General features: G+C 68.9%; 16 protein-coding genes. 7 read left to right on the forward strand and 9 right to left on the reverse strand.

The features are described 5' to 3' along the window. The first annotated feature begins 10 nt into the window (after positions 1–10). Positions 11–412 (forward strand): NUDIX hydrolase, encoded by a 402-nt coding sequence (locus ATK36_RS11465; RefSeq protein ID WP_098511225.1) that lies wholly within the window; start codon positions 11–13, stop codon positions 410–412. A gap of 301 nt (positions 413–713) precedes the next feature. On the opposite strand, the gene ATK36_RS11470 is transcribed toward ATK36_RS11465, so the two are convergent. Further along, entirely contained in the window at positions 714–1,829 is a 1,116-nt protein-coding gene (locus ATK36_RS11470; protein WP_098514808.1) for a DUF2332 domain-containing protein, read from the reverse strand. 423 nt (positions 1,830–2,252) lie between these two features. Between ATK36_RS11470 and corA the strand changes: the two genes are divergently transcribed. After that, a complete protein-coding gene (gene corA, locus ATK36_RS11475) occupies positions 2,253–3,341 on the forward strand; it encodes a magnesium/cobalt transporter CorA (protein ID WP_098511226.1) in 1,089 nt (362 codons plus the stop codon). Between the two features lie 331 nt (positions 3,342–3,672). Here the strand turns inward: corA and ATK36_RS11480 are convergent, their stop codons facing one another. Continuing rightward, the gene (locus tag ATK36_RS11480; protein ID WP_098511227.1) at positions 3,673–5,172 is read right to left on the reverse strand and encodes an MFS transporter; all 1,500 of its coding nucleotides are present in this window, start codon (positions 5,170–5,172) and stop codon (positions 3,673–3,675) included. Between the two features lie 118 nt (positions 5,173–5,290). On the opposite strand from ATK36_RS11480, the gene ATK36_RS11485 reads away from it, so the two are divergent. Beyond that, positions 5,291–5,974: a TetR/AcrR family transcriptional regulator gene (locus tag ATK36_RS11485; protein ID WP_098511228.1), complete on the forward strand. Its 684-nt coding sequence runs from the start codon at positions 5,291–5,293 to the stop codon at positions 5,972–5,974. A 61-nt stretch (positions 5,975–6,035) separates the two neighbouring features. On the opposite strand, the gene ATK36_RS11490 is transcribed toward ATK36_RS11485, so the two are convergent. After that, on the reverse strand, positions 6,036–6,233 hold the full coding sequence (locus ATK36_RS11490; RefSeq protein ID WP_098511229.1) for a PspC domain-containing protein: 198 nt from the start codon (positions 6,231–6,233) through the stop codon (positions 6,036–6,038). Positions 6,234–6,448: 215 nt separating this feature from the next. Between ATK36_RS11490 and ATK36_RS11495 the strand changes: the two genes are divergently transcribed. Beyond that, positions 6,449–7,342, forward strand: coding sequence for a hypothetical protein (locus ATK36_RS11495; RefSeq protein WP_245914628.1), 894 nt, complete (start codon positions 6,449–6,451; stop codon positions 7,340–7,342). Between the two features lie 159 nt (positions 7,343–7,501). On the opposite strand, the gene ATK36_RS11500 is transcribed toward ATK36_RS11495, so the two are convergent. From ATK36_RS11500 to ATK36_RS11520, 5 genes are all read right to left on the reverse strand, one after another. Further along, on the reverse strand, positions 7,502–8,677 hold the full coding sequence (locus ATK36_RS11500; protein ID WP_098511230.1) for an ABC transporter ATP-binding protein: 1,176 nt from the start codon (positions 8,675–8,677) through the stop codon (positions 7,502–7,504). Positions 8,678–8,680: 3 nt separating this feature from the next. Further along, positions 8,681–9,523, reverse strand: coding sequence for a carbohydrate ABC transporter permease (locus ATK36_RS11505; RefSeq protein WP_098511231.1), 843 nt, complete (start codon positions 9,521–9,523; stop codon positions 8,681–8,683). Beyond that, positions 9,523–10,470, reverse strand: a complete 948-nt coding sequence (locus tag ATK36_RS11510; RefSeq protein ID WP_098511232.1) for a carbohydrate ABC transporter permease — start codon at positions 10,468–10,470, stop codon at positions 9,523–9,525. Before ATK36_RS11510 ends, ATK36_RS11505 begins: the two co-directional genes overlap by 1 nt. Then, positions 10,467–11,777, reverse strand: a complete 1,311-nt coding sequence (locus ATK36_RS11515; RefSeq protein ID WP_098511233.1) for an ABC transporter substrate-binding protein — start codon at positions 11,775–11,777, stop codon at positions 10,467–10,469. The genes ATK36_RS11510 and ATK36_RS11515 overlap by 4 nt, the downstream gene beginning before the upstream one ends. Before the next feature lie 197 nt (positions 11,778–11,974). Continuing rightward, positions 11,975–12,490 carry a YflT domain-containing protein gene (locus tag ATK36_RS11520; RefSeq protein WP_098511234.1) on the reverse strand — a complete coding sequence of 172 codons (516 nt, stop codon included), beginning with the start codon at positions 12,488–12,490 and terminating at the stop codon, positions 11,975–11,977. 268 nt (positions 12,491–12,758) lie between these two features. On the opposite strand from ATK36_RS11520, the gene ATK36_RS11525 reads away from it, so the two are divergent. Next, on the forward strand, positions 12,759–13,076 hold the full coding sequence (locus tag ATK36_RS11525) for a DUF4190 domain-containing protein (RefSeq protein ID WP_098511235.1): 318 nt from the start codon (positions 12,759–12,761) through the stop codon (positions 13,074–13,076). Positions 13,077–13,107: 31 nt separating this feature from the next. Continuing rightward, a complete protein-coding gene (locus ATK36_RS11530; protein WP_098511236.1) occupies positions 13,108–13,848 on the forward strand; it encodes a DUF4190 domain-containing protein in 741 nt (246 codons plus the stop codon). On the opposite strand, the gene ATK36_RS11535 is transcribed toward ATK36_RS11530, so the two are convergent. Continuing rightward, a complete protein-coding gene (locus ATK36_RS11535; protein WP_098511237.1) occupies positions 13,845–14,651 on the reverse strand; it encodes an SPFH domain-containing protein in 807 nt (268 codons plus the stop codon). The two genes, ATK36_RS11530 and ATK36_RS11535, sit on opposite strands and share 4 nt — an antisense overlap. Positions 14,652–15,018: 367 nt before the next feature. Between ATK36_RS11535 and ATK36_RS34650 the strand changes: the two genes are divergently transcribed. Then, positions 15,019–15,588, forward strand: a complete 570-nt coding sequence (locus ATK36_RS34650) for an aminoglycoside phosphotransferase family protein (RefSeq protein ID WP_245914630.1) — start codon at positions 15,019–15,021, stop codon at positions 15,586–15,588. The last annotated feature ends 101 nt before the right edge of the window (positions 15,589–15,689 follow it).

The raw sequence follows: 15,689 nt of genomic DNA on the forward strand, positions 1-15,689 counted from the left end.
CCGTCGCCGCATGACGCCCCTCGAACGCTGCGTCGGCGGCATCGCGTACGACGACCTGGGCAGACTGTTGCTCATCCGGCGCGGGCACGCACCCGGCAAGGGCCTCTGGTCACTCCCCGGCGGACGGGTGGAACCGGGTGAAACGGACATCGAGGCGGTCATTCGCGAGCTCCGCGAGGAGACCGGCCTGCACGTGACCCCGCACACACCGATCGGCACCGTAGTCCGTGGTCACTACGAGATCACCGACTACGAATGCGCAGTCTCGCCCGGCCCACTCACAGCAGGCGACGACGCCGACGACGCCCGCTGGACCGACTCGGCCGAACTGGTGGCTTTGCACGAGGCAGGACTCCTGACGGACCAACTGTTCGTGACCCTGCGTGATTGGGGTGCCCTGCCTCGAACGTAGCCGTCAGCGGAGTTCGGATTCCTCCCGGTTGCACTCGTAAAGTCCTGGACTTATTCCGGGGTGACCGAATCCCGGAATACGGGCGGATGAGCACGGAAAATGCGGGCGGTCCGGTATCGATATCACCGTATGCGCATCCCGTGATCTTACGGTCGCTCCGGCAGGTCTTCGGCGGCGCCGTCGGCGGGTGTGACTGATGGGGTGAATGTGGCGTGCGCTACAGCAGGGGCCGGTGGGTCGGACAGGACACGGCCGGTCCGGGGTGCGGGGGGGCCGGATGGGTCGCCGATCGGCCCGCAGCTCAGCCCAGCCAGGTCATCCGCTGGCCGTGCGGAGTGGTCCGGGCCAAGGCCCGGGCGGCCGGGTTCCCGTCGGACCACGTCGTCAGGCCGAGGACGGCCTGCTGCGGCTCACCGGCAGCACCCGCCGGGCCGGCGGCCAGGTCCTCCCGGCCCGGCAGGACCAGTTCCAGCCCGGCGCGATAGAACTCCTGGCTCACCCACCACACCGGCCGTTGCCCGGCCAGGCGGCCGACTTCGGCGACGAAATCCCCGCGGCGGTCGCCGAGATAGGCCAGCGCGTGGCTGGTCAGCACGACGAGGGGCAGCTCCGCCGGGAGCGCCGCAGCAGCCTCGGCCAGGTCGTCCACGGCGTCGCCGGTGTGCAGGTCGGGCGCGTGTTTGCGTTGTTCGGCGGCCGCGGTGCGGAGCAGGCGGATGCGGTCCACCTGATCGGCCCAGATGCACGCTTCCAGCCAGGCCAGCTCGTCTTCGTCCGACAGGTCGACGGGGGCTCGGTCCAGGCCGAGGCGCGCAGCGACGGCCACCTTTTTCGGCAGCTTCGGCAGTACCGCACCGGGTGCCAGGTCGAGCGCGCAGTGCAGGCCGACGGCGGCCTTCGCCGGACCGGCCACCAGCTGTTCGCCGCCGTCGCACTGGTAGCGGTAGGCGAAGCGGTCCAGGCCGAGCAGCAGGCCTGCGCTGCAGCCGACCTCCAGCAGGGCGATCTTGCCGCCCGCTTCCTTCGCCGCCGCGGCCACTGCCGGGTAGACGAGGGCAGCGCGGCGGACTTCGTTGGTCTGGGTGTACCTCGCCGCGATGAGCTCGCGGGCCTGGTCCGCGCGCTCCAGCAGGAACGCCCGGAACAGCGGCCAGGTCTCCCCGTCGACACCGTCGAACCCGCCGACCGACGGGTAGTACCGCGATAGTGGGTGGATCGGGTCGGCCTGGACCAGCCGGTGTGCGACGGCGAGCAGGAGAGTGCCGCGCGCTTCGCCGCCGCGGGCGCCGGTGAGCAGGCCGGCGACGTCGTCGTCCTCCGCCGCGTGGGTGGCGAGGTGGTCGTACAGCGGAGACACGCCGCGCGCTTCCACCTCGGCGAACGTGCGCAGGGTCTGCTTGATCTTCTCCAGGGCGATGGCCACCCGTGCTCCTCTTTCCGCTGCGGGCCGAACACTCCGACGGACCTGGGTAGTGAGAGGTCCCTTTACGGACTCTGAGTCCGTAAAGGGACCCTTCACGGCGCTGCCGACGGTAACGCCTGGCGAGCCAGGTGCGACACGTATCCGTGGCGAGGAGTACCCTCGGCCATCGGTAGATCGCGCGTCAACGCGAGCCTAGCCATTTCGCACGCCTCGCGTGCCCCGGCCGAACGGAGGTGAGGAACCGACCATGAGCAGTGGTGATAGTCCGCTCCCTAGTAGTCCCCGCGTTCCCGCCTCGCCGGCCGTACCGGCTTCCCCCCGGTAGGCGTTCGTCGGAACGCGGTGATGCCGGACGGACACTTCAGTCCGCCTGGCCGTCGTCAGTCGCGTTTCCACGACGTCAGCCCAGGAGAACCCATGCCTGCCATTCCCTCGCTCGGCGGCCTTCGCGGCCGCGGCAACAACCGGGCCAAGGCCACCCCCGAGCGGCCGATCCCGGTCCCGCTGTCGGCGTACGTGGTCGACTGCGCGGTGTATGTCGAGGGCAAACGGCTGCCCGGCCGCTGGACGCACGCCGAGGCGATCAAGGAAGTACGCCGGCGCCACGCCGGGTTCGTCTGGATCGGCCTGCACGAACCCGACTCCGAGCAGATCCAGGGCATCGCGGAGACCTTCGGGCTGCACGAGCTGGCCGTGGAGGACGCGCTCGAAGCCCACCAGCGGCCGAAGCTGGAGCGCTACGACGACACACTGTTCCTGGTGCTCAAGACGGTCCGCTACGTGGAGCACGAGTCGCCGACCACGGCCAACGAGATCGTGGAGACCGGCGAGCTGATGGTGTTCCTCGGCCGCGACTTCGCGATCACCGTCCGGCACGGCAACCACTCCGGGCTGGCCCGGCTGCGCCGTGACCTGGACTCCGACCAGGAGCGGCTGGCACTGGGCCCGGCCGCGGTGGTGCACGCCATCGCCGACCACGTGGTCGACCACTACCTGGACGTGACCAGCCGGATCGAATCGGACATCGACGAGATCGAGGCGCAGGTGTTCGCCCCGCGCTCGCAGGTCAGCGCCGAGCAGATCTACCTGATGAAGCGGGAGGTGCTGGAGCTGCGCCGCGCGGTGATGCCGCTGGCCACCCCGGTCTCCCGGCTGGCCGAGGGCTACACCCGGCTGGTGCCCGACGAGGTCCGCTCCTACTTCCGGGACGTGGCCGATCACCACGCGACGGTGTCCGAGCGGGTGGCCGCGTTCGACGAACTGCTGAGCACCCTGGTCGACGCCACGGTCACGAAGATCTCGCTGCAGCAGAACACCGACATGCGCAAGATCACCTCGTGGGCGGCGATCATCACGGTGCCCACCATGATCGCGGGCATCTACGGCATGAACTTCGACTACATGCCCGAACTGCACTGGCAGTTCGGCTATCCGATCACGGTCACCGTGATCCTCGGGATCTGCCTGCTGCTGTACCGAATATTCCGGAAGAACGGCTGGTTGTAGCCGCCCCGCGGTCCCCGTTCCCCTCCCCGGTAACCGGACAGGAGTACCCCCATGCTGACCAACCTCAAGTTCTGGGCGTTGACGCTCACTCTCGCCTGGATCGTCGGCATCGTCGCCGTGATCGTGGCCAATCCCGGGTTCGCACACGGGATGAACTGACGCCACCGGTTCCGGTCGCGCTCGCCCCAGGACTGTCCACAATAGACGCGTTCGCCAGAGTGGCACGGACCGCTCTGGCGAAACGAGAACCGGCCGCCTCCCGCGGACTGCGGAAGGCGGCCGGTTCAGCCCCCGATCGGCCACCACCGCGGCGCGGCGGCAACCCCTGTGGTCACATGTGCACGGCGGCCGTGGCCGGCTGCCGGCTCGGCACGCCCGGCCGCAGCAGCAGACCGGTGATCACCCCGCCGGCGGCGAAGATCCCCGCGGCCCAGGTGAACGCCATGGTGTAGCTGTGCACCGCGGCCTCCGCGGCGAGTTGCGGGGCAGGCGCCCGACCGACCACAAAGGACGCTGCGGCATTGCTCGCGATCGTGCTCAGCAGCGCGGTACCGATGGAACCGCCGACCTGCTGCATCGTGTTGACCGCGGCCGAGGCGACCCCGGCGTCCCGCGTCGCCACGCCGAGCGTCGCCACGCTCATCGCCGGCGCCATGGCCAGGCCGATGCCGGCGCCTGTCACCATCAGCGGGCCGAGCACGCCCCCGGCGAAGGTGCTGCTCACGTCGATGCCGCTGAGCCAGAACAACCCGGCCGCGGCGACCAGCATGCCGGTCGGCAGCAGGGGTTTCGGCCCGAACCGGGGCAGCAGCATGCTGGTCGCGGTGGTCGCGGCGATCATCAGCGTGGCCACCATCGGCAGGAAGCCCAGCCCGCTCTGGATCGGCGTGAAGTGCAGATTCTGCTGCACATAGAAGGTGAGGAACAGGAAGATCGCGAACATCCCGATCGCGAGCAGGAACATCGCCAGGTAGGAACCGCCGCGGTCCCGGTCGAGCAGTACCCGCAGCGGCAGCAGCGGATGCCGCACCCGCTGCTGCAGCACCACGAAGGTGGCCAGCAGCAGCACGCCGACGAGCAGGAAGCCCCACACCGAGGGCGTGCCCCAGGAACCGTGCTCGGCGTTGGAGAATCCGTAGACGAGCGCGAACAATCCGCCCGAGGCGGTGACCGTGCCGGGCAGGTCCAGCTTCGGCCGCGGGCCGTCGGCCCCCTTGCCGCGCAGCAGCACCATACCGCCGATGAAGGCGATACCGGCGAAGACGATGTTCACGAACATGCACCAACGCCAGTCGAGATACTCGGTGAGCACCCCGCCGAGCAGCAGGCCGACCGCGGCTCCCCCGCCACCGATCGCGCCGTACACGCCGAACGCGCGGCCGCGTTCCTTCGGGTCGGTGAACGTGGTGGTGAGCAAGGACAACGCGGCCGGCGCGAGCAGCGCGCCGAAGACCCCTTGCGCGGCGCGGGCGATCAGCAGCATCTCGATGTTGCCCGCGAGGCCGCCGACCGCGGACACCGCGGCGAAGCCGGCCAGCCCCACGAGGAACGCCGGCTTTCGGCCGAACAGGTCCGCGAGACGGCCGCCGAGCAGCAGCAGGCTGCCGAACGCGAGCGCGTACGCGGTGACCACCCACTGGCGGGCGTCATTGGAGAAGCCGAGGTCGACCTGCGCGGACGGCAGGGCGATGTTCACGACGGTCGAATCGAGCACGACCATCAGCTGGGCGATCCCGATCATCACCAGGATCATCCAGCGCCGGGAATGATGCGGGTTCGCGGCCGGATCGCCCTCCCCCGGGCGATCGAGGGTGGCCGTGGGCTCGGTCATGGGCTTCCTCACGCAGAGTGGTTGCGGTGATATGTGGAGTAAGTGCCTCCCCTTACCTGAGTCACGGTACACAAGAACCGGAGATGATGTCTCGACTTCTTTTGGTAACCTGGGCGACATGACAGAGGAAGCGCCGGCCGTCGCGGCGCCGCGACCGCTGCGCCGCGACGCCGAACGCAACCGGCGGCGGATCCTCGAATCCGCCAGGGTGATCTTCGGCCGTCGCGGCCTGGACGCCACCCTCGACGACATCGCCCATCACGCCGGCCTCGGGGTCGGCACCGTCTACCGCCGCTTCCCCAGCAAGGAACACCTGGTCGAGGCCATGTTCGCGGAACGCCTCGACGAGATGGGCGAGCTCGCCCGGAAGGCGCTGCACGCCACCGATCCGTGGCAGGGCTTCGTCGATTTCCTGTGGCAGGCCGCGGAACTGCACACCGACGACCGCGGGCTGCGCGACATTCTGCTGTCCAACGCGTTCGGCCATGAGCACGTCGCGGAGGCGAAGGCCCGGATAGTGCCGTTGGTCACGCAGCTGATGGAGCGGGCACAGGCCGCCGGGCAGCTGCGCGCGGATCTCGTGCCGACCGATCTGCCGTTGCTGAACCAGATGATCGGCGCGGTGACCGAGTACACCGCGCATGCGGAGCCGCAGGCCTGGCGCCGCTGTATGGCGTTGCTGATCGACGGCCTCCGCGCCGAACCGGGTAGAGCGAGCGAGCTGCCGTGTCCCGGGCTGCCGCTGGACGTGATCGATCAGGTGATGTGCACCTGGCGTCAGCCGCGGCATCAGCAGACCTGACCGAAAGAACGAAAGCCGGAGCAGCCCCCGACAGGCCGCTCCGGCTTCCCCGCTGGAAAGGCTATTCGCTGGGCATGATCGCCCAGAGGATCAGGTAGGCGACGAACTGCGGGCCGGGCAGCACACAGGACAGTACGGCGATAACCCGCATCGTGCCCGTCTTGATGCCGAACCGGCGGGCCAGCCCCGCGCACACTCCGCCGATCATGCGATCGCCACGCGGCCGGCTCAGTCTTGGTGTGGTGACAGGTGCCGTCATCGTCTTTCCCCTCCCGTTGTTCTGCTACTGCCATGCCATCACGGGGCGGGTGGCCCGCGCATCGCTCCCGGGGCCCATTCGAGCCCCTAGGGGTCGGGCCGGTGACCCTGGGGCAGGCTCCGGGTTTCCCGCCGACCAGCGATGATGACGTGGCGGAGTATGGGATTTGCCCGTCCAGGCTGGCTTTTGCACCGCCGACCGCGATACTGCACCCCGTGCGCAACCCCATCGTCGCCTTCGGCGCCCTGCTGATCGCCGCCTGCGCGGCCGGCTGTGCCGCCGAACCCGCCGTGGCCCCCGACACGCCGGCTCCGCTCACCGCGGTGAGCGCGCTCGGCGACTTCGGCACGCTCGACTACTGCAGCCTGCTCGACACCACGCGGCTGGCCAGAAGCACCGTCGCCACGCCGGACTCGTCGTTCACCGGCTGTCAGGCGGACTTCGTGCAGAACGGCCGCCAAGGCTCGGTCACCGTCGGGCCGCTGGCCGCCGACCGCGACCCGAACATCCAGCCGTACGACTATGCGGGCCGGCTCCCGGACGGCATCACTGTGCAGCGGAGCAGCTTCGCACCGGCAGAGACCTGCGCCCGCACAATCACTTTCGCCGAAGGTATCCGCCTGTCGGTAGCCCTTTCCGGCGGCGACGCCGATCAGCGCTGCGCCCGCACGGATACGGTCGTCGACGGCGTGATGGCCGCGCTGACCGGCGGCCGGGTGCGGCACGTGCAGTTCCCCGATCAGTCTTGGGGCCGTGTCGACGCTTGCGCCCTGCTGCAATCCCACGACCTGGACGCGGCCAGCGGCGCGGACACGCAGACCGCCGGCGGGATGACCGGCCACTCGTGCATCCGCGGCAAGGTGAGCGTGGACTTCGCCGTGGTGAAGCAAGCGCCGACCGGCCCCGTCGAGACCCTCGGCGGCCGCAACGCCCGTGTCGCACCCGACGGCGCTTTCTGCCGAGCCCGTGCGGTTCAGCCCTCCCCCGCGACCGCGGAACGCGCGGAACAGATCACCGTCAGCGTCGTCGACACCACCGGATCCAGCGGCGATGCCGCCTGCCCCGCGGCTCGAACCGCCGCCGAGGCCGTGTTCGCGAAGATCCCCTAACGCTGTGAAGGGGTCCTTCACAGGCTCTGAGTCCAGGGCCTCGGCAAAGTTGGCCGAGGGCCCGTGATCAGCAGAGAGAGCTGTGGCTGCCCGACCGGTTTCGGGTCCGTGAAGGTGCCCCTGACGGACTCAGAGTCCGTGAAGGGTCCCTTCACAGCCCTACTCGGTGTAGGTGAAGTTCGTCCCGCTGCTCGGGTCGAACAGCTTGATCTTGTCCGCGTCGTACCAGAGGGAGACCTCCGCGTTCTCCGTCGCGGGCGACTCGGCGGACAGGCGGGCCACGATGAGCGACTCCGCGCCGGGCACGTCGGCCGAACCGCTGTCCGCGGCCAGTTCCCGCAGCTCCGCGGAGCTGGCGACCTCACCCTCGACGGTGAAGTGGGCGAACTTCTCCGAGCCCATCGACTCCAGCACGTCGATGTGCGCCGTGAACTCCGCACCCTGGCGTGCGGAATCGACCAGCGACGCGTCCTCGAAGTGTTCCGGGCGGATGCCCATCAGCACCTCGCGGGGCGCGTCGGCCGCCTCGGCCAGCCGGCGGACCGGGTCCGGCAGCGGCGCCGTGCCCAGTGCGCTGCGGATCTCTCCGTTCTCCAGGGTCGCGGGGACGAAGTTCATCGACGGTGAACCGATGAAGCCCGCCACGAACAGGTTCGCCGGGTTGTCGTAGAGAAACTGCGGCGCACCGATCTGCTGCACGTACCCACCGCGCAGCACCACGACCCGGTCGCCGAGGGTCATGGCCTCGGTCTGGTCGTGCGTGACGTACAGCGTCGTCGTGCCGAGTTGCTTCTGGATCTTCGACACCGAGGTGCGCATCTGGCCGCGCAGCTTTGCGTCCAAATTGGACAGTGGTTCGTCCATCAGGAACGCCTTGGGGCTGCGCACGATCGCCCGCCCCATCGCCACGCGCTGCCGCTGGCCGCCGGAAAGGTTCGACGGCCTGCGGTCCAGGTGCTGCGTCAGATCCAGGATCTGCGCCGCCTCCTCCACCTTCGCCCGCACCGTGGCGTCATCCACTTTGGCCAGCCGGAGCGGGAAGGCCATGTTCTCCCGCACGCTCATGTGCGGGTACAGCGCGTAGGACTGGAACACCATCGCGATGTCCCGGTCCTTCGGCGCCTTCTCGTTGACCCGCTCGCCGTCGATGCGCAGCTCACCGCCGGAGATGTCCTCCAGCCCGGCCACCATGTTCAGCGTGGTCGACTTCCCGCAGCCGGACGGGCCCACCAGGATGACGAACTCGCCGTCCGCAATGGTGATGTCCACATCGGACACCGCGAGCGCACCGTCGGGATAACGCTTGGAAACCTTGTCGAGAACGATTTCAGCCATGCCTCAGCCCTTCACCGCACCGGACGTCAGCCCCGCCACGATGCGACGCTGGAAGAACAACACGAACACAATGATCGGCACGGTGATCACGACCGCGGCCGCGCTCACCTGGCCGGCCGGATCCTCGAACTGCGAGGACCCGGTGAAGAACGACAACGCCGCGGGCACCGTGCGCGAGGCGTCCGTGGACGTCAGCGAGATGGCGAACAGGAAGTCGTTCCAGCAGAGGATGAACACCAGGATCGCGGTGGTGAACACGCCCGGCGCGGCCAGCGGCGCGATCACCTTCCGGAACGCCTGCGCCGGCGTCGCCCCGTCCATCTTCGCCGCTTTTTCCAGCTCCCACGGGATTTCCCGGAAGAAGGCGGACAGCGTGTAGATCGACAACGGCAGCGCGAAAGTGATGTACGGCAGGATCAGCCCCGGCCAGGTGTCGAACAGGCCGAGCCCGCGTTCGATGTTGAACAGCGGGGTCACCAGCGACACCTGTGGGAACATCGCGATCAGCAGCGAGAGCCCGACCAGCAGCCGCTTGCCGGGGAAATCCAGCCGCGCGATCGCGTAGGCCGCCATCGTGCCGAGTGTCACGGCGATCACGGTCGAGATCACCGCGATGCCGATCGAGTTCACCAGCGCGCGCAGGAACTCCGTGGTCCGGAAGATGTCCGCGTAGTTCTTGAGCGTCCATTCCTTCGGGAAGAAACTGCCGTCGCTGAGCGTGGCCTTCGTCTTGAACGAGAGCGACACCACCCACAGCACCGGGACCAGCGCGAACACCACGACCAGGAGGTCAACCAGGCCCCAGCGGATCTTGCGGCCGGTCGTGACCGCACCACCCATGACCATCAGCGCTTACCCCCGTCGTCCGAACCCGGTGCCGCGGTGCCGAACACCTTGATGAAAAGGAACGCGATGATCGCCACCGTGAGGAAGATCAGCACCGCCATCGTCGAGCCGATGCCGAGGTTGAGGCCCTTCACCAGGTTGTCGTAGGTCTGCATCGAGACCGAACCGGTGTCCTGCGCGCCATTGGTCAGCACGTAGATGTTGTCGAAGATGCGGAACGCGTCGAGCGTGCGGAACAGCAGCGCGACGAGAATCGCCGGCTTCATCACCGGCAGCATCACCCTGGTGAACCGCTGCCACGCGGTGGCCCCGTCCATCGCGGCGGCCTTGAGCAGATCTTCGGGCACCAGTGCCAGCCCGGCCATCAGCAGCAGCGCCATGAACGGCGTGGTCTTCCAGACCTCGGCGGCCACGATGATGAACAGCGAGGGCCACTGATCGGTCAGTGGCGCCGCGCCGGAGGCCAGCATGTCCGCCAGATACCCGGTTTTCGGCGTCCACGCGAAATACCACGAGAACGCCGCGACCACCGTGACGATGCCGTACGGGATCAGCGCGACGGTGCGCACCAGCCCGCGGCCGACGAGCGTGCGGTGCATGATCAGCGCGAGCGCCATGCCGAGCACGAACTCGATCACCACCGACACCACGGTGAGGAACATGGTCGTGCCGAACGCGGTCCACCAATAGGAATTCGTGAGCACCGCGGCGTAGTTGGCGAAGCCGATGAACTCGTGCTGTGCGGGGAAACGCAGGTCGTAACGCTGCAGCGACAGCCAGATCGAGTACCCGATCGGATAGCCGGTCACCGCGATCATCACCAGGAATGCCGGGGCGCACAGCCACAGCCCCAGCCGCCGTTCGGCTTTCTTCCCTTCCGACAGCGCGGGCTTGCCCTTGCGATGGGTCGCCGGCGCGGCCCCGGCAGTGGCGTCCTGAACGGTCACGGGATCACCCCCTTCGACTGGAGCGCGTCGTCGAGCTGTTCACGCAGTTTGTCCGCGGTCGCCCGCGGATCGATCTCGGACGGCGGGGAGAGCACCTTCGACATCACCGTGGACGCGTTCTGGTACGCCGGGGAAAGCGGGCGCAGCGCGGCGGTCCTCAACGCGTCGAGAATGGTCTCGCGCATCGGATATTTCACGGCCATGTTCGGATTGTCCGCGGATGCGGGTTTACCCGGGTCCAGCGGCCGATCGTCGTGATAGACCGATTCGATGGTCGGGGGCACCCCGTCGTTGATCGCGGAATACTTCTGATTCTCCGCACTGCGCAAGCACAATGCCGCGGCATAGGCCTCCGGTTTGTGCTTCGAGAGGCTGCTCACCGCCAGATCGTAGCCACCGATCGTGGTCTTGGCCGGGGCACCGGGCTTCGCCTCCGGGTAGACCGCCCATTTGAAGTGCGCCAGATCCTGCGGCCGCTCCTCGGCGTAGGAGGCGTAGACGAACGGCCAGTTCAGCTCGAAGGCGGCGTCCCCGCGCTGGAAGCTCCGCCGGACGTCGTCCTCTTTCTGGTTGGTCAGCGAGGGATCGGTGATCCCGCTCGAAGTGACCTGCTTGAGCAGCTGCAGTGCCTGCACCGCGCCCTCGTCCATCACCACGGATTTGCCGTCGTCGGAGAGGATGTGCCCGCCGAGCGATTCGACGAGGGTGTTGTAGACGACCACCAGGCCTTCGTACTGCGCGCCGGTGAAAACAATCGAGTACGGCTTGTGCTCACCCTTGAGCTGCTGGGATATCCGCATCATCTCGGCCCAGGTCTTCGGCGGGCGCGGGGTGATCCGGTCGTCGTACCAGAGCAGCTGGACATTGGTGTTCTTCGGCGCCGCGTAGAGTTTTCCCTGATAGGTGGCGGTCTTCAGCGGACCAGCCAGGACCCCGGCGGAGGCCGCGGCCTGGTCCGCCCCGGTCCACTCGTCGATCCAGCCCGCTTGGGCGAACTCCGGAACCCAGGTCACGTCGAGACCGAGCACGTCCATCGAGTCGTCGCCGGCGGCCAGCCTGCGGGCCAGCTGGATCCGCTGATCGTCGGAACCGCGCTGGAGCTTGTTGTAGACGATCTGGTACTGCCCGCCGGCCGCCTTGTTACAGTTGTCCACAACCGACTGAAAATGGTCTTCGGGCGAGTAGTAGACGTTGATTTTCAGGCCGGAACTCGATCCGCATCCGGCGATCAGGCCGGATGCCACCAGCGCGGCACCCAGCCCTGCCATCGCCCGGGCAGGCGAACGCCCGGACCGGTACTTCCCCATCGAAGCCTCCTCAGGACCGCATTGCGCGGCGCGTTCTCACCACACCCCCTGGCTGCACGCCGCCGTCCGACCGGTGCCGGACAACTTATGCCGAGGGTGCACCACCCGCAACAGGTACCGGTTTCGATTCCGCGGTGTTACCGCCGAACGGCCTGAATAGCTTCCGCAGGAAGAATTCGAGCTTCCTCCTGGCGTGCTCAGGCATCTCCGGCCGACGGCCGCAGGGAGAGTTTGGCCAGCAGTTCCCGGCCGCGTTCGGCGGTGCGGGGCTGGCAGAGCACGTCGTAGCGGCCCGCGACCAGCTGGCTCGCGGAGGAGAAATCGCGGCGGCCGCGGGACATCCGGTAGCCGATCGCGGCGAACGCCAGTCCGGACAGGACCCCGAGCACCAGCCCGGTGATCATCTGCAGGGCGAACCCGTGGTTCACGAACAGCCCGAGCAGCAACCCGGCGAACAGGCCGAACCAGGCACCGGACATCGCCCCCGCGCCGAGCACCCGGCCCCAGGACAGCCGGCCGAGCACCCGTTCCACCAGCATCAGATCCACCCCGACGATGGTCACGTCGCCGACCTCGAACTCGTTCTCCGCGAGGTAGTCCACCGCCTGCTGCGCCTCGCCGTAGGTACCGTACGAGGCGATCGGCCAGCCGGTGGGCGGCGTCGGGAGCCGCGGCGGCCCGGCCGGCCGCCGGCCACCAAGGGGACTGCTCACATCATCACCTGCGCACTCGTACCGTCCGAAGGACCCATCTTGTCAAGAACCGGCGAACCGTGCGAACCGCCGGCCCGCGGCCTCCGGCGGCCTGGCGGCCCGGCGGCCTGGCGGCGTGGCGGCGTGGCGGCGTGGCGGCGTGGCGGCGTGGCGGCGTGGCGGCGGGCCAGAATCGATGACGATCTTCCGGGCGGCCGTCCGGGGTACGACGCTGCGCTGTCGTTTCGCCGGTTAAGGTGCCGTTCGAGGCCGATCCGGGGAGACGACGATGACCGAGGGCGACGACGGTTACGAGCCCCCGTCCTTCGAGCACCAGCCGTACCCACCGCAAGGCCCGCCGCCCGGACCGGGCCTGGCGATCGCGTCGCTGGTGTGCTCGATCGCCGGGTTCGTGCTGTGCGCGCCGCTGGCCGTGGCGGGAATCGTGATGGGACACATCGCACACGCCAGGGCCCGCCGGGGGCGCGCCCCCGCTGGTGCGGTCGCGGTCGCCGGATTCGTCGTCGGATACGGCGCGCTCGTCGTGTGGGGGATCGTGATTGCATGGATCCTGCACGCACTGTCCACGTCCGGGGTCTTCCGCTGAGGCCCGCACACCCGCACCCGAGGAATCCCCGATGACGAACCCGCCGAACCCGCCCGGCCGCGAAGACCCGCCGGCCACCGCCGAACCGACCGGTTTCGAGCCTCCCGCGACCGCGGAACCGGCCCCGTTCGAGCCACCGGCGACGGCCGGGCCCGGAGCACCGTCGGCGGGCGAGCCCGTTGTCGTTCCGCCGCCCCTGCCTGGTGAACCCACGCCGTCCGCGAAGCCCGATGCCACGCCGCCTGCCGCCGAGCCCGCACAGCCCTCCGCCGCCGTTCCGATGCCGCCCTCCGGCTGGACCGCCCCGGAACCCGGCTTCGTCACCCCGGGCAGCACCCCGACCGGTTACCACGTGCCCGGATCCGATCCCAGCGGAATACCCGTGTACGGCAGCGTCGGTCAGCCACCGGCGTACGGGCAGCCCGGCTACTCCGCCGTCAGCCCGTACCCACCGGCGACTGGCGGCTATCCCGCGTACGGGCAGCCGTACCAGCCCTACGGTCTACCGCCGGAGCAGAACACCGGGCTCGCCATCGGCGCGCTCGTCTGCTCGCTCGTCGGGATACTGACCTGTCTCCTCGCCCTCCCCGGCGTCATCATGGGCCACATCGCACTGTCCAAAGCCAACCGCGGCGAAGCAGGCGGGCGCGGCATGGCGCTCGCCGCGATCGCGGTCGGCTACGCGTTCATCGCGCTCTACGTGAGCTTCGGGATCACGGTCGGGATCATGGGCGCAACGGGCTACTTCGACACGAGCTACTTCGACCGCTAATCACCAGGCAGCGCGTCGCTCTCCGTACGCGGCCTCGGCGTCGCGGTTGCTTCTTCAGTGCGCGCGTCGAGGAAACGCAGCAGCTCCACCGGGAATGGCAGCACCAGCGTGGAGTTCTTCTCCGCAGACACCTGGACCACGGTCTCCAGCAGACGCAGCTGCAACGCGGCCGGGGTCGATTCCATCGTCGCGGCGGCCTGGGCGAGTTTGTGCGAGGCCTGCAGTTCGCCGTCCGCGGAGATCACTCGTGCCCGGCGTTCGCGCTCGGCCTCGGCCTGGCGGGACATCGACCGTTTCATCGACTCCGGCAGCGCGACGTCCTTGATCTCCACCCGGTCGATGTGGATGCCCCAGCCCAGCGCCGGGCTGTCGATCATCAGCTCCAGGCCCTGGTTGAGCCGTTCCCGGTTGGCCAGCAGATCGTCCAGATCGCTCTTGCCGATGATGGAGCGCAGCGAGGTCTGCGCGACCTGCCCGATCGCGGCGCCGTAGTCCTGCACGTGCACCGCGGCCAGCACCGGGTCGACCACCTTGAAGTACACCACCGCGTCCACCCGCACCGTGACGTTGTCCCGGGTGATCCCGTCCTGCCCGGGGACCGGCATGGTGACGACCTGCATGTTCACCTTTTGGAGCCGGTCGGCGATCGGCACCAGCATGACCAGGCCCGGTGCCCGCACCTGCGGACGGACCCGGCCGAACCGGAACACGAGGCCCTGCTCGAACTGCTTCACCACGCGGACCGCGGACGCGAGCCACAGCCCGCCCGCGACGACCACTGCGCTGACAATCTCGACGATCATGACAGCTCCCGGGTTCGCGGAACCCCTGTTCACCTACTGTACGCGCGCGAAGCGGACGGGGAAACGGGTTGCGTGTCCGGCCAACCGGTTTCAGGTCTGTGAAGGGGCCCTTCACGGACTCAGAGTCTGTGAAGGGCCCCTTCACAGACCTCCACACCGACTTTGCCGACACCCTGGCGGAATCCCGCCTGCCTTCGCCGCCCGCGTACCCCGCGTACTCGGGCCCGAATCGGCGCCGTGGCTCGCCGAACTGCCCGCGCTCGCCGAGCGGTTCGCCCGCGAATGGGGGCTGGAGTTCGAGGACCGCGCACGGCACGGATTCGCCGGAGTCGTCCAGCTCGCGCGCCGGGCCGACGGCAGCCGGGTGATGCTCAAACTCGGCTGGCCGCACGAAGAATCCCGGGACGAGCCGCTCGCACTGTCCACATGGGCCGGCCGGGGTGCGGTGCTGCTCCTGGAATCCGCGCCCGAACACGGAGTGCTGCTGCTGGAACGGCTGGACGATTCCCGCACCCTGCACGGTGAACCGCTGCTGCCCGCGGTCGAGGTGCTCAGCGAGCTGGCCCACCGGCTCGCGGTACCCGCACCGGCCGCACTGACCCGTTCGGTGGCCGCGGAGGCGGAACGGCTGCAGGCCGAGCTCCCCCGGCGCTGGCAGGACCTCGGCCGCCCGCTGCCCCGCCGGGAGCTGGACGCGGCGCTCGAAGCCTGCCGCGACCTCGGCCCGACGCCCGCACCGTTGCTGGCCAACGAGGACCTGCACTACGAGAACGTGCTGGCGGGTACGCGCGAACAGTGGCTGGTGATCGACCCGAAGCCGATCGCCGGCGACCTGGAGTACGGAGCGTTCTCCTTCCTGTGGAACCGGTTCGACGAGTCCACATTGGACGACAAACTGGCCGCGAGCAGACTGGACCCGGCCCGTGCGAAGGCCTGAACGCTGGTGCGTGCGGTGCAGAACCGGCTGTGGTTCGCCGAGGACCTGCGCGACACCGGGGACCTCGGCGACGACGGGCCAGCCGGCGCATACTTGCCCGC

The organism is Amycolatopsis sulphurea (assembly GCF_002564045.1).
Taxonomy (GTDB): Bacteria; Actinomycetota; Actinomycetes; order Mycobacteriales; family Pseudonocardiaceae; genus Amycolatopsis; species Amycolatopsis sulphurea.

What these genes read in the sequence shown, in the direction of transcription:
- ATK36_RS11490 (WP_098511229.1), bottom strand. Translation starts at nt 6,233, where the DNA reads ATGACGGCACCTGTCACCACACCAAGACTGAGCCGGCCGCGTGGCGAT.
- ATK36_RS11480 (WP_098511227.1), bottom strand. Translation starts at nt 5,172, where the DNA reads ATGACCGAGCCCACGGCCACCCTCGATCGCCCGGGGGAGGGCGATCCG.
- ATK36_RS11530 (WP_098511236.1), top strand. Translation starts at nt 13,108, where the DNA reads ATGACGAACCCGCCGAACCCGCCCGGCCGCGAAGACCCGCCGGCCACC.
- ATK36_RS11505 (WP_098511231.1), bottom strand. Translation starts at nt 9,523, where the DNA reads ATGGTCATGGGTGGTGCGGTCACGACCGGCCGCAAGATCCGCTGGGGC.
- ATK36_RS11525 (WP_098511235.1), top strand. Translation starts at nt 12,759, where the DNA reads ATGACCGAGGGCGACGACGGTTACGAGCCCCCGTCCTTCGAGCACCAG.
- corA (WP_098511226.1), top strand. Translation starts at nt 2,253, where the DNA reads ATGCCTGCCATTCCCTCGCTCGGCGGCCTTCGCGGCCGCGGCAACAAC.
- ATK36_RS34650 (WP_245914630.1), top strand. Translation starts at nt 15,019, where the DNA reads ATGCTCAAACTCGGCTGGCCGCACGAAGAATCCCGGGACGAGCCGCTC.
- ATK36_RS11485 (WP_098511228.1), top strand. Translation starts at nt 5,291, where the DNA reads ATGACAGAGGAAGCGCCGGCCGTCGCGGCGCCGCGACCGCTGCGCCGC.
- ATK36_RS11500 (WP_098511230.1), bottom strand. Translation starts at nt 8,677, where the DNA reads ATGGCTGAAATCGTTCTCGACAAGGTTTCCAAGCGTTATCCCGACGGT.
- ATK36_RS11515 (WP_098511233.1), bottom strand. Translation starts at nt 11,777, where the DNA reads ATGGGGAAGTACCGGTCCGGGCGTTCGCCTGCCCGGGCGATGGCAGGG.
- ATK36_RS11465 (WP_098511225.1), top strand. Translation starts at nt 11, where the DNA reads ATGACGCCCCTCGAACGCTGCGTCGGCGGCATCGCGTACGACGACCTG.
- ATK36_RS11535 (WP_098511237.1), bottom strand. Translation starts at nt 14,651, where the DNA reads ATGATCGTCGAGATTGTCAGCGCAGTGGTCGTCGCGGGCGGGCTGTGG.